The sequence below is a fragment of the Cytobacillus eiseniae genome (assembly GCF_017874625.1).
In the GTDB taxonomy this organism is placed as follows: Bacteria; Bacillota; Bacilli; order Bacillales; family Cytobacillaceae; genus Cytobacillus; species Cytobacillus eiseniae.
Map to the genome: position 1 here is coordinate 1 of NZ_JAGIKZ010000044.1, position 11,892 is coordinate 11,892.

Genomic DNA, 11,892 nt, shown 5'->3' on the forward strand with positions numbered 1-11,892 from the left:
AAGACCCCTGAAAGATGATCAGGTTGATAGGTTTGGGGTGGAAGCGTGGTGACACGTGGAGCTGACAAATACTAATCGGTCGAGGACTTAACCAATTAAAATCATGATGTTTGTCTATCTGTTATCTAGTTTTGAAGGAATAATCTTTCAGTTAATAATAATAGTCTGGTGACGATAGCGAGAAGGTCACACCCGTTCCCATCCCGAACACGGAAGTTAAGCTTCTCAGCGCCAATGGTAGTTAGGGGCTGTCCCCTTGTGAGAGTAGGACGTCGCCAGGCTAAGCCCCAATAGGGGCTATTATTTTGTAAAGTATTTCTTTGGCCCCTTGGTCAAGCGGTTAAGACACCGCCCTTTCACGGCGGTAACACGGGTTCGAATCCCGTAGGGGTCACCATGGAGGATTAGCTCAGCTGGGAGAGCATCTGCCTTACAAGCAGAGGGTCGGCGGTTCGATCCCGTCATCCTCCATTTTTTAATAATTAGGTAATTTTTGCGGAAGTAGTTCAGTGGTAGAACACCACCTTGCCAAGGTGGGGGTCGCGGGTTCGAATCCCGTCTTCCGCTCCAATTACTTGCCGGGGTGGCGGAACTGGCAGACGCACAGGACTTAAAATCCTGCGGTAGGTGACTACCGTACCGGTTCGATTCCGGTTCTCGGCATTATTTGTTTTTAATAGTAGTGAAATTGGAGTAAGCTTCTGATATTGAATTCGGGAAGTAGCTCAGCTTGGTAGAGCACTTGGTTTGGGACCAAGGGGTCGCAGGTTCGAATCCTGTCTTCCCGACCATTAATTTGGGGCCTTAGCTCAGCTGGGAGAGCGCCTGCCTTGCACGCAGGAGGTCAGCGGTTCGATCCCGCTAGGCTCCACCATTATCACTATTATTGAATAACATAATATTTTGGCGGTGTAGCTCAGCTGGCTAGAGCGTACGGTTCATACCCGTAAGGTCGGGGGTTCGATTCCCTCCGCCGCTACCAATTTTTTATTTGGAGGAATACCCAAGTCCGGCTGAAGGGATCGGTCTTGAAAACCGACAGGCGGGTCAAACCGCGCAGGGGTTCGAATCCCCTTTCCTCCTCCATTACCAATTTTTATATTACTATCGCGGGGTGGAGCACGATCGAATAAGCTACGAAGAATAATCTTCAGCGCACCGATTGAGCTACTACTTGAATAAACTACCTGAAGTCGGGGCGGTCATTCAATCCGCAAACTTAAAAGCAATAAAGAAACATTATATTATTACTATCGCGGGGTGGAGCACGATCGAATAAGCTACGAAGAATAATCTTCAGCGCACCGATTGAGCTACTACTTGAATAAACTACCTGAAATCGGGGCGGTCATTCAATCCGCGAACTTAAAAGCAATAAAGAAACATTATATTATTACTATCGCGGGGTGGAGCAGTTCGGTAGCTCGTCGGGCTCATAACCCGAAGGTCGCAGGTTCAAATCCTGTCCCCGCAATTTGGTCCGGTAGTTCAGTTGGTTAGAATGCCTGCCTGTCACGCAGGAGGTCGCGGGTTCGAGTCCCGTCCGGACCGCCATTTTTTTATATTATTTGGCTCAGTAGCTCAGTCGGTAGAGGATCGCTAACATCTATGACTAAGCTTCAGCGGCGATCTGCGAGGAAATTCGTGAGAATTTTTGAGCACAGGTTTTTATTGCAAACATTATTTAGGAATTATATTATATTTGGCTCAGTAGCTCAGTCGGTAGAGCAAAGGACTGAAAATCCTTGTGTCGGCGGTTCGATTCCGTCCTGAGCCATCTTTTTTTATTTTATATGCCTTAGCTTAATTAGTAGTTGAGGGTCTAAATCCTCTTTTTAGCATATTATATCGGAGGGGTAGCGAAGTGGCTAAACGCGGCGGACTGTAAATCCGCTCCTTCGGGTTCGGCAGTTCGAATCTGCCCCCCTCCACCATTTATAGGGGTATAGTTTAAAGGTAGAACTAAGGTCTCCAAAACCTTCAGTGTGGGTTCGATTCCTACTACCCCTGTCGGTTTTTATTTATGGCGATTGTGGCGAAGTGGTTAACGCATCGGATTGTGGTTCCGACACTCGTGGGTTCGATTCCCATCAGTCGCCCCATTTTATATTTTGAATAGAAATGTGTCAGGCATAATTAATTTTATATGATATGAAATCATTCTTAGTTATTGTCGAAACATTTAACTACAGAAGTATTTTCAAGGAGCATATTCAATTGTGATTAAGTGTTCCTGCGGTGATCTTTCATGTAGATTATTCAAGAGGTAATTCAATATTGATACTTCAGTGGGCTATAGCCAAGCGGTAAGGCATCGCACTTTGACTGCGACATGCGTAGGTTCAAATCCTGCTAGCCCAGCCATCTTTTTCTATCGGCGGCATAGCCAAGTGGTAAGGCAGAGGTCTGCAAAACCTTTATCACCGGTTCAAATCCGGTTGCTGCCTCCAATTATATCATTGCGGGTGTAGTTTAGTGGTAAAACCACAGCCTTCCAAGCTGTTGTCGAGGGTTCGATTCCCTTCACCCGCTCCAATTAGAGTTAAAAGTTCAAGGGGCCTATAGCTCAGCTGGTTAGAGCGCACGCCTGATAAGCGTGAGGTCGATGGTTCGAGTCCATTTAGGCCCATATATTATGAAGGAAAAAGGTAGCAAACCAATTTTATTTAAATATGGTTTGCTATCTTTTTTATTTCATAGGATGTGTTGCTTTAGTTTAAAGGATAAGGTAAGGAATTGTATGGAACGGAAGGAAGATTGAGGGGGATTTCCTATATATATTAAGATCACAAGCCAAATTGGAGGAAGGTTGAAAGAGGTATTTCCTCTATTTGGCTTGTTTTCTGTCGTCTTAGGGTTGTCAATATGGTCGCATGAATCTTATTTATTTTTTCTTTTTTCTTCTCTTGCTGCTTTTTTTCTTGCCTTCTTGCTTAGTCCTAATTCGGCGCCAAATTCAGTGTCACTAGCTTTAGGAGTTAACTGTTCTTGGTTTCCTTTTCGTTTAGCCAATTTTGTCCTCCTTTATATACGTATTTATAAGGCTACATAAGATTTTTATATGAAAATGTAAGTATTTCATTCTAAAAACCAGCCTATCCTTATAGTGCTAAATAACCACTAAATTTATTCATGAAAATTAAAAAACTTATAAAAGAACTAGAAATTTATTAGCAATTTTTTTAAGATGTTAATTATGTCCGAAATAGTCATTTCCTTTTGAAGAGTCCATTTATCTGGAAAATTGACAAATTGTTTCAGTTAGGATTGAAACTTAGTCACTCGTTTTTACGTATTTATTAATATAAGACTCCAGTCCTAGATAAAGATAGCACTTGCGAATGTTTATCAAAAGGAAAATTTATAGGAAGATAGAGTAAGAAGAGATGAGCTAACGAACAAGTTAATCTTATCAAAAATATTTAAACGGGGAGGGAATAAAGGTGGAGGTATATATTATATTAACGGATACGGGGACAATGCTTACAAAACTAATAAAGACATTTACTAAATATCCATTAAATCATGCATCCATTTCCTTTTCGAGGGAGCTTGATACAGTCTATAGCTTTGGAAGGAAGAGGGAAAACAATCCATTTATTGGCGGATTTGTGAAGGAGAGTTTAGAAGGAGAGTTATTTCAAAAGGCAAATTGTGCAATATATAGCTGCTCTGTGACAAAATTTGAATATGAGCAAATGCTTCTCGCTATTCGTCAAATAGAAAATCGTCAACATAGCTATAAATATAATTTTCTTGGTCTTTTTGGCGTGTTGTTTAATAAAAGAATAGATCGGGAACATGCCTTTTTTTGTTCTGAATTTGTAGCAACTATTTTAAATAATGGTGGGATTTCAATCATGAGCAAGCATCCAAGCTTAGTTAAACCGAATGATTTGGCCTCTTGTAAGAAGTTTGACTTATTGTACGAAGGATCGCTGCAATCCTATCTGGCAGAACAAGGTTATCTGAGAAAAGGAAAACCAGTTAAAAGAAGAAACCAAATTTTCACTATAGGTTCAATGTTTCTTGAAAAGGCGAAGTCTCTTGCAGGCTAATAAACAATGTAATGGCAATTATTTATTTATCATATTTTAATTTCTAAAGTTCTTTATACCTTTCAGTTAACTCCATTATGTTATTATAAAAAAATAGCATCGTTAGGAGGGTACTACTTATGTTTTGGGAATTTATTATGTCTTATGAAAACTGGAAAGATATCGGAATATCCATCGGTATCTTTTTGTTATTTTTAGTTTTTAGAAAGATTTTTGCAAAATACGTATTTGCTCTTCTTTTAAAATTGAGCAGTAAAGCACCAAGTGAGTTTATTTCACATATCTTTCTTGCGTTTGAGAGACCTTTTCAGTGGTTGTTTCTTATCATTGGGATTTATGTTGCTGCTGGCTACTTCCCTCTAGTTGATCAAGGAAATCTTTTATTTTTAAATATCATTCGATCATCTGTGATTGTGATTATTAGTTGGGGTCTATTTAATCTTTCATCTTCTTCCTCCCTTCTATTTAAGAGGATCAATCAAAAATTTAATACAGAAATGGATGAAATTCTTCTTCCGTTCATTTCTAAAGCACTAAGGATTATTATTGTTGCGATTAGTGTAAGTATTATTGCAGAAGTGTTCGGGTACAGTATCAGCACTTTTGTTGCAGGTTTGGGGATTGGAGGACTAGCTATTTCTCTAGCTGCAAAGGATGCGCTTGCCAATTTATTCGGTGGTGTCGTCATTATTACGGAAAAGCCATTCTCTATCGGTGATTGGATAATGACACCAAGTGTAGAGGGAACTGTTGAGGATATTTCATTTCGTAGTACAGTGATCCGTACGTTTTCACAAGCACTTGTGACTGTACCGAATGCCACATTAGCAAATGAACCGATTACGAACTGGAGCAAAATGGGGAAGAGGCAAATTACCTTTAATTTGAAAGTTTCTTATGACACGACAAAAGATCAGTTAAGAAATGTTGTACATCGGATAGAAACACTTTTAAAAGACCATCCGGATATTCATCCAGACACGATCTTTGTTACATTTGATAAATATATGGATAATGGATTAGAAATTTTCGTGTATTTTTTTACAAATACAACAAATTGGGGAGAATTTCTAAAGATTAAAGAGGCAATCAATTTTGAGGTTATGGACATACTTGAAAGCGAAGGCGTCTATGTGGCATTGCCAACAAGAAAGTTATATGTGGATTCTGATGTGGATAAGCAGAAAAAAGTGGATACACAACAATCATAAAAAAAGGGGCTGCTCCAAATCACTTTGGAAGCAGCCTTTTTTCTATAGAATAATAAAGTCTTCTTTCCGTTCCCCATAAAAAAAGAGTCGGTGCAGTGGTCTAGTCATTGCGACATAGAGTAGTTTGATATCAAGTTCTGATTCTCTTGAAAAAGCTTCTTCGAGACAGACAATCATTACTGCATCAAATTCTAATCCCTTTGCAAGAAAGGAAGGAACAATGACCATCGTATCCTTCGGGATTTTTTCTTGTTCTTCAAGCAGTTTAACGGGTTCTACGGAAAACTCATTAAATAGATGAGCAAGAAGTCTGCAATCCTTCATTGTCTTTCCAATGACAGCAATCGTTTTATAGCTTTCCTTTTTTAAAAAGGCAACTTGAGTTTCTATTTGCCTAACAAAGTCCTTGCCATTTCTTCTTTTAATAAATGTTGGACTTTCTCCATGGCGTACAACTGGTACCACTTCAGGAAAGGAGTAGGGAAGCAGACGAAGAAGCTCGTTAGCCTTTTCCATAATTTCTACCGTTGTTCGATAGCTTTTCTGCAGTTCCGTATAAGTAGCACGTGGGAAAATATTTGTTATTACATTGTTCCATGAGGTAAGCCCTCTATAGGAATGAATCCCCTGTGCAAGATCACCAACAAGTGTAAACATATCGGTATCAAGTGCCTTTTTTAGTGAAAGCAGCTCCATATAACTGTAATCCTGTGCTTCATCAATGACAATATTTTTTGCCTTCAGTTCTTTAGGAATACCGAATAAATGCACTTGTAAAAATAACATAAGTGCAAGATCTTCTCTTTCAAATTGTTTTTTCCTAAATAGCTGCTGCTGATATTGGCAAAGAATATTACCCTCCTTTTCAGAGAGATGCCCCTCTGACCAGTGAATTAACTGAGTGGGGTCACTAAAAAGTTGTAGATAATAGTAGACCAATGATTTTTTAGGAAACTGTCTCATATATGTAGGTAAAGCCGTTCGAATGGCCTTTTTTATTTCGGCAAGTCTTAGTGTTTTTTTATCTAATGCATCTGATACATATTGCCGTCTTTTCTCTGGATCATTTCCTCGATAAAGTGCACGCTCAATTCGATCATCATAATAGGTTTCTATTTTTTTAATCATGTTTTGTTTTTTCTTTGCAAGATCATTTTGTAAAACAGCCTTTAGCTTTTCTAACCGTCGATAAAGTGGGAGGTAATTATAATCATCTTTAAAGAGCTGAATGAACTTCTTTTTGCTGAAGAGACGAAATTTATCAACGGTGAAATCCTCTGTGGGATAGAAAGATTCATAAATAGTAGCAATATATTTAGTTAAGATCTGCTGAAAAACAGGTGAGCCTTTAATAGATGAAACCCATGCAAGTTGATTTGATTCCTTATGATTAGGATTTTCCAGAAGGTGAATCAGCTTGTTATCATTTATAATTGACAGCTTTTCGTTAATTGCCGTTAGTACATAGTCTTGAAAGGTCGTTTGGCGTACCTTTTCAACACCAAGTTCAGGCAATGCCTCTGATATATAGTCTATAAATAAGCGGCTCGGTGCTAGAATCATTAATTGTTCAGGGGCAAAGTTTTCTTTATATTGATAGATAAAATAACTAATCCGATGTAGAGCAATCGTTGTTTTTCCACTTCCAGCCGCACCTTGCACGATGATAGGCCGATTAAGGTCGGCGCGAATAATTTTATTCTGCTCTTCCTGAATCGTAGAGATAATTTCTGTGAGGCGATTGCTTGAGCTCTTTGCTAGAGACTCTTGTAGCAATTCATCTGTAGTTGTTAAGTCGATGTCACGAATTTCATCGAGTCTGCCATCCTCAATCATAAATTGGCGCTTTAGTGATAGATACCCATTATAGGTTTCATCATTAGACTCATAATGAACATCCCCAAGCCGTCCCTCATAATAGAGATTGGCAATAGGCGAACGCCAGTCAACAATCAATTGTTCCTGATTTTCTCTAGAGTATAAAGAGGTTTTGCCAATATACAAAACTTCTTTTTCCTTAGTTCCATCCCGAAGAAGATCGAGTCTTGCAAAATAGGGCTTTTTTCTCGCAATCTTTAAATGTTTTAATTCATCACGAGACATTTCAAAAAAACGAGCATTCGTTAAAAGAGACAAATAGCTCATACTTGATTCAAGCCAATCAACATCATTGAAGGATTCTTTCATATTTTCCTGAAATTGATCCTTACTTGTTTCAGCCGTTTTTATAACGACATCGATATACTTCTTCGTAAAGCCTAAATGCTGCTTTTCCTGTTCAAAATCGGGATGTTGTTGAGATGACATAGAATTTCTCCCTTCTATTTACAATTCAGCCGCAATGGAGAAATACAAAGGAGCGTGAGTGATAAGGAATTTATATTATCAGAAAAGTTAGTCGGATGCAATCATTTGCAGTAAATTATGGCACAAGGAAAACGATAGTCATCATCGAAGAAAGAAAGGACAATAAAGTGTAGAATAGTAATTTTTAATCAAACGTTTGATTAAAGAATTTGTCGAATAGCTATATATCAATGCTCAATCACTTAAAATAAAAATTAACTTGTAGAATTGCTATTGTAGAAAAATACTAACCATCATTGATAAGAGATAGCCAAACGACAGAAATCATGGAAAAGCGACATAAAAGTCAAATGAAGAATAGTAATTTTTAATCAAACGTTTGATTAAAGAAATTGTCGAATGGCTGTATATCAATGTTCAAACACATGAAATAAAAATTAACTTGTAGAATTGCTATTGTAAAAAAATAATAAACATAATTGTAAGGGAATAGAAAAAAACTCCATCTACCTTTGAATGTAGATGGAGCCTTTTTAAACTAAGCCAATTGCTGCTCAGCATACTCTCGATAGAGGGCATGTGATTGTGTCAATTCATGATGTGTTCCAGTGCCTGTCACTCTTCCATTTTCGATAAAAATAATTTGATCTGCATCGACGATTGTTGATAGTCGATGAGCGATGACAAAAGTTGTCCGTCCTTCCATTAAGCGGGTTAAGGCTTGTTGGACAACACTTTCTGATTGACTATCTAGGCTTGCTGTTGCTTCATCCATCATAAGGATTTTTGGATCTCGTAAAAAGGCTCGTGCAATGGCAATTCTTTGTCTTTGCCCACCCGATAATTTGACCCCTCGCTCGCCAACCTCTGTTTCTAAGCCTTTTGGAAATTGTTCAATGAATTGATCGGCATAAGCCATTTTAGCTACTTCCCACAGACGCTCGTCTGATATATCCGTACTATTTTCTAGCCCATAGCTTAAATTTTCTCTTATTGTTCCAGCCATCATCGCACTTTCCTGTGATACATACCCAATTTGACTTCTCCAAGATTCAATGGATAGCTTGCTAATGGAGGTATCACCGATGCGAATCTCTCCTGAAGTTGGTTCATAGAATCGTTCGATTAATCCGAACATCGTTGTTTTCCCACCGCCACTAGGTCCAGCAAAAGCAATCATTTGACCAGGCTGTGCCTCTAGAGAAATGTCTTTGAGGACAGGCTCATCCTCATTATAAGAAAAGGATACATTCTGAATTTGAATTGGCTGATTGCTAATATCCATTTCAATTCCATCCTGCCCTTTTTCTAACGGAAGGTCTAATATGTCGATAATCCGTTCGGTAGCTCCTTTTGCTTTTTGCAATTGGGTGAAAAACATTGCAAAAGATGTGATTGGATAAATAATCTGAAAGAGGTAAAGTAAAAATGCAACAAGCGCTCCGGTTGACATCGTTCCATTTGCCACTCTCATTCCGCCATATCCGATAATCATCACAATAACAATCATCACAACTGTATACATAATTGGGCCAATAAGAGCGAATATCTTTGCCTCTTTTAATCCATAGCGAAAGAGGTTCTGAATGCCACTCAATCCTTTAACCTCTTCATTTTGTTCAGCTGTTGATGCTTTCATTAAACGAATTTCACTAAGTGTTTGGGTAAGATGTCCTGTAAAAGTAGCCGTATCATCCTGAAGCCCACGCGAAATTTTTGCCATTTTCTGTCCAAGAGGGATCATTATAATAATTGTAATTGGGACTGAAATTAACATGAGAAGTGTCATCTTCCAATCCATAATTAATAAAACAATGATGGAGCCAACGATCGTAATAATCCCTGAAATAAACTGCGGAAAATGACTAGTGATTAATTCACGTACGATATTTGTATCGTTGACTACACGACTCACCGTTTCTCCACTGGATTGCTTGTCAAAATAACTGACTGGCAATCGAATGAGCTTGATCCACATTCGATCGCGGATCGAAGCAACTATCTTTTGACCGACCATACTTAACAAATAGATGGATAGACCATCTATTACCGCTTGGATAATAAACACAGCACCTATAGCGATCATGAGTGGAACGCTTAATGAGGCTACTGAGAACCCGTCAATTAAATTTTTTGTGAGCAGGGGGATAGCAAGACCTGCAATCGTTGTTATTAAGCTTGCGATTAAACCAAAAGAGAGTGCAAGCTTAGGTATATTTGAGGATGCAATTAGAGAGAAAAAATCCTTTAAATTTGTTTGTTTATTTTCCATAAATATCAACTCCTATCCAAGCAATCATTTTTAATAGAGAAAAATGAGATCATTCTATCGTTTGTGTCCAATTGTATCTGTTTTTAACCAGAATACAAAACGATTTCAGCTTTGAATCTCTAGATAAGATACTAAGTTTCATGTCATTTTATTTATTTAATATGGTTGACCAACATAAAATATTTTAATATTCTTGTATTAAAAAAACAAGGAGAAAGTGCTGTATGCCAAAGATTGTTGATCATGATAAGCGAAAGGAATTAATTGCAGATGCAATGATGACGATTATCAGACGAGTTGGATTAGAAAAAACTACAGTAAGGAGAATAGCTGAAGAAGCTGGATTGTCAATGGGGTCCGTTCAATATTATTTTCCAGCACAGCATGACCTATATATTTTTGCAATGGAGCTGCTAATCAAGAGGCTGGAGGATAGGGTTAAAAATGCTATGAAAGAGGATACGCCAGTAATAGAAGCAGTAAGCGCTGTACTTATGCAGCTTATTCCTTATTATGATGAAGACCATCAAATAGAGTGTGAGGCATGGCTTGTCTTTTCGTTAATGGCATTAAGAGACCCAACATTAGAAGCTTTAAGCAGGAGTATGTACAAATCTGTAAGAGAACTGATAAGTCAGCTGCTAACATTGTTACATGAAGAAGGAATGCTTGAGGAATCCTTTGATCTTAATATAGGCGTAATAGGCTTGCATGCTTTAATTGATGGAATGACTACACAATCTATTCTGTATCAAAAGTTATTTAATGAGGAGAAAATTGATTTGCAAATAAAAGGGTACATACAGAGCATTTGTAGAAAATAGACGGCGAGGGGTGTTTAAAATGAATGAATCAAAAGCATGGCTGTTTGTGATTATTGGCGGCCTACTTGAAGTAGTATGGGCAAGCGGATTTAAATATGAGGAGATTCCTCCTTTGGTTGTCCTTATTGCAATATTGGCAAGCTTTGATTTAATTATTCGAGCGACAAAAGTACTGCCAGTAGGTACTGTGTATGCAGTTTTTGCTGGTATGGGGACTGTTGGAACAACAATTGTGGAAATGGTTCTTTCAGGAGGAGCAGTCAGTTTGCTTAGAATTTTATTAATATTACTTTTACTAGCGTGCATTATTGGATTGAAATTAACGAGTAAAGGAAGTGAAAATTAATGGATTGGCTTTTGCTTATTTTAGCGGGTTTGTTCGAAGTGATCGGAGTTATCGGGATAAAAAGAACGGCTGACAATAATAGTGTAGGGAACAATGTGATTTTATATGCTGGCTTTATCATTAGTTTTCAGTTGCTTATTGGAGCGATGGAAACTATTCCTTTAGCAACCGCTTATGCCGTATGGACGGGAATTGGAACGGTTGGGGCTGCTGTTGTTGGAATGATTTTCTTTAAAGAATCAAAGAGCTGGCTTCGGATTATATGTATGCTTGGTATTATTTTCTCTGTTGTAGGGTTAAAGGCAGTTAGTTAAGGAGAAACAAGAGAAGCTACTTTATGCATAATGACAAAAAAGCTGAGCCTAATGGTTTAGCTTTTTTTATGAAAATAGGTTTAGCCTTGTTAAGGGGATCTTAGAAAAAGCCCATTAATAAGGTTCTGAAGGACAAAAGCGTGTAAGGGAACACGGGAAAAGTCCATCATCAAGGATCTGATGGACAAAAGTGTGTGAGGGAACGAAGAAAAAGTCTATCATCAAGGTTCTGAAGGACAAAAGCGTGTAAGGGAACACGGGAAAAGTCCATCATCAAGGTTCTGAAGGACAAAAGCGTGTGAGGGAATGTGGAAAAAGTCCATCATCAAGGTTCTGAAGGACAAAAGCGTATAAGGGAACGCGGAAAAAGTCCATCATCAAGGATCTGATGGACAAAAGCGTGTGAGGGAATGTGGAAAAAGTCCATCATCAAGGTTCTGATGGACAAAAGCGTGTGAAGGAACGCGGGAAAAGTCCATCATCAAGGTTCTGAAGGACAAAAGCGTGTAAGGGAACACGGGAAAAGTCCATCATCAAGGTTCTGAAGGACAAAAGCGTGT

Annotated in this window: 8 protein-coding genes, 18 tRNA genes and 2 rRNA genes; 25 read left to right on the top strand and 3 right to left on the bottom strand. The window is 38.4% G+C overall.

Translation table 11 applies throughout. The features are described from left to right. From J2Z40_RS19250 to J2Z40_RS19345, 20 genes are all read left to right on the top strand, one after another. A 23S ribosomal RNA gene (locus tag J2Z40_RS19250) occupies positions 1-95 on the top strand; the annotation flags it as partial. Positions 96-164: 69 nt separating this feature from the next. Continuing rightward, positions 165-281: ribosomal RNA gene (gene rrf, locus J2Z40_RS19255) — 5S ribosomal RNA — on the top strand. A 41-nt stretch (positions 282-322) separates the two neighbouring features. Beyond that, positions 323-397 (top strand) — tRNA-Glu (locus J2Z40_RS19260). Between the two features lies 1 nt (position 398). Beyond that, positions 399-471: transfer RNA gene (locus J2Z40_RS19265), tRNA-Val, on the top strand. Between the two features lie 24 nt (positions 472-495). Then, a tRNA-Gly gene (locus J2Z40_RS19270) sits at positions 496-570 on the top strand. A 7-nt stretch (positions 571-577) separates the two neighbouring features. Beyond that, positions 578-663, top strand: a tRNA-Leu gene (locus J2Z40_RS19275). 51 nt (positions 664-714) lie between these two features. Continuing rightward, a tRNA-Pro gene (locus J2Z40_RS19280) sits at positions 715-791 on the top strand. 7 nt (positions 792-798) lie between these two features. Continuing rightward, positions 799-874: transfer RNA gene (locus J2Z40_RS19285), tRNA-Ala, on the top strand. Positions 875-905: 31 nt separating this feature from the next. Beyond that, a tRNA-Met gene (locus J2Z40_RS19290) sits at positions 906-982 on the top strand. Positions 983-993: 11 nt separating this feature from the next. Continuing rightward, positions 994-1,086 (top strand) — tRNA-Ser (locus tag J2Z40_RS19295). Between the two features lie 314 nt (positions 1,087-1,400). Then, positions 1,401-1,474 (top strand) — tRNA-Met (locus J2Z40_RS19300). A gap of 3 nt (positions 1,475-1,477) precedes the next feature. Beyond that, a tRNA-Asp gene (locus J2Z40_RS19305) sits at positions 1,478-1,554 on the top strand. Positions 1,555-1,704: 150 nt separating this feature from the next. Then, positions 1,705-1,777, top strand: a tRNA-Phe gene (locus J2Z40_RS19310). Positions 1,778-1,850: 73 nt separating this feature from the next. Beyond that, positions 1,851-1,934: transfer RNA gene (locus J2Z40_RS19315), tRNA-Tyr, on the top strand. A gap of 5 nt (positions 1,935-1,939) precedes the next feature. After that, positions 1,940-2,010: transfer RNA gene (locus J2Z40_RS19320), tRNA-Trp, on the top strand. 16 nt (positions 2,011-2,026) lie between these two features. Further along, positions 2,027-2,102, top strand: a tRNA-His gene (locus tag J2Z40_RS19325). A gap of 187 nt (positions 2,103-2,289) precedes the next feature. Beyond that, positions 2,290-2,364 (top strand) — tRNA-Gln (locus J2Z40_RS19330). A gap of 12 nt (positions 2,365-2,376) precedes the next feature. Next, positions 2,377-2,450 (top strand) — tRNA-Cys (locus J2Z40_RS19335). Between the two features lie 11 nt (positions 2,451-2,461). Continuing rightward, positions 2,462-2,535, top strand: a tRNA-Gly gene (locus tag J2Z40_RS19340). A gap of 20 nt (positions 2,536-2,555) precedes the next feature. Further along, positions 2,556-2,629, top strand: a tRNA-Ile gene (locus tag J2Z40_RS19345). A 251-nt stretch (positions 2,630-2,880) separates the two neighbouring features. Here J2Z40_RS19345 and J2Z40_RS20060 read toward each other — a convergent pair. Beyond that, positions 2,881-3,012 carry a hypothetical protein gene (locus tag J2Z40_RS20060; protein ID WP_281064498.1) on the bottom strand — a complete coding sequence of 44 codons (132 nt, stop codon included), beginning with the start codon at positions 3,010-3,012 and terminating at the stop codon, positions 2,881-2,883. 431 nt (positions 3,013-3,443) lie between these two features. Between J2Z40_RS20060 and J2Z40_RS19350 the strand changes: the two genes are divergently transcribed. Both J2Z40_RS19350 and J2Z40_RS19355 read left to right on the top strand, forming a co-directional pair. After that, positions 3,444-4,058 (top strand): hypothetical protein, encoded by a 615-nt coding sequence (locus J2Z40_RS19350; RefSeq protein ID WP_066400199.1) that lies wholly within the window; start codon positions 3,444-3,446, stop codon positions 4,056-4,058. Positions 4,059-4,177: 119 nt separating this feature from the next. Then, complete coding sequence (locus J2Z40_RS19355) at positions 4,178-5,269, top strand: mechanosensitive ion channel family protein (RefSeq protein ID WP_066400201.1); 1,092 nt, start codon at positions 4,178-4,180, stop codon at positions 5,267-5,269. A gap of 42 nt (positions 5,270-5,311) precedes the next feature. On the opposite strand, the gene helD is transcribed toward J2Z40_RS19355, so the two are convergent. Beyond that, entirely contained in the window at positions 5,312-7,576 is a 2,265-nt protein-coding gene (helD, locus tag J2Z40_RS19360) for an RNA polymerase recycling motor HelD (RefSeq protein WP_066400204.1), read from the bottom strand. A 538-nt stretch (positions 7,577-8,114) separates the two neighbouring features. Beyond that, the gene (locus J2Z40_RS19365) at positions 8,115-9,848 is read right to left on the bottom strand and encodes an ABC transporter ATP-binding protein (protein ID WP_066400206.1); all 1,734 of its coding nucleotides are present in this window, start codon (positions 9,846-9,848) and stop codon (positions 8,115-8,117) included. Between the two features lie 224 nt (positions 9,849-10,072). Here J2Z40_RS19365 and J2Z40_RS19370 point away from each other — a divergent pair, with 224 nt between their 5' ends. From J2Z40_RS19370 to J2Z40_RS19380, 3 genes are read left to right on the top strand one after another with little or no spacing between them, the layout of a single operon-like run. After that, complete coding sequence (locus J2Z40_RS19370) at positions 10,073-10,672, top strand: TetR/AcrR family transcriptional regulator (RefSeq protein ID WP_066400208.1); 600 nt, start codon at positions 10,073-10,075, stop codon at positions 10,670-10,672. Positions 10,673-10,691: 19 nt separating this feature from the next. Beyond that, positions 10,692-11,018, top strand: coding sequence for a DMT family transporter (locus J2Z40_RS19375; protein ID WP_066400211.1), 327 nt, complete (start codon positions 10,692-10,694; stop codon positions 11,016-11,018). Further along, the gene (locus tag J2Z40_RS19380) at positions 11,018-11,332 is read left to right on the top strand and encodes a DMT family transporter (RefSeq protein ID WP_066400213.1); all 315 of its coding nucleotides are present in this window, start codon (positions 11,018-11,020) and stop codon (positions 11,330-11,332) included. Before J2Z40_RS19375 ends, J2Z40_RS19380 begins: the two co-directional genes overlap by 1 nt. The last annotated feature ends 560 nt before the right edge of the window (positions 11,333-11,892 follow it).

What these genes read in the sequence shown, in the direction of transcription:
- J2Z40_RS19355 (WP_066400201.1), top strand. Translation starts at nt 4,178, where the DNA reads ATGTTTTGGGAATTTATTATGTCTTATGAAAACTGGAAAGATATCGGA.
- helD (WP_066400204.1), bottom strand. Translation starts at nt 7,576, where the DNA reads ATGTCATCTCAACAACATCCCGATTTTGAACAGGAAAAGCAGCATTTA.
- J2Z40_RS19365 (WP_066400206.1), bottom strand. Translation starts at nt 9,848, where the DNA reads ATGGAAAATAAACAAACAAATTTAAAGGATTTTTTCTCTCTAATTGCA.
- J2Z40_RS19370 (WP_066400208.1), top strand. Translation starts at nt 10,073, where the DNA reads ATGCCAAAGATTGTTGATCATGATAAGCGAAAGGAATTAATTGCAGAT.
- J2Z40_RS19380 (WP_066400213.1), top strand. Translation starts at nt 11,018, where the DNA reads ATGGATTGGCTTTTGCTTATTTTAGCGGGTTTGTTCGAAGTGATCGGA.
- J2Z40_RS19375 (WP_066400211.1), top strand. Translation starts at nt 10,692, where the DNA reads ATGAATGAATCAAAAGCATGGCTGTTTGTGATTATTGGCGGCCTACTT.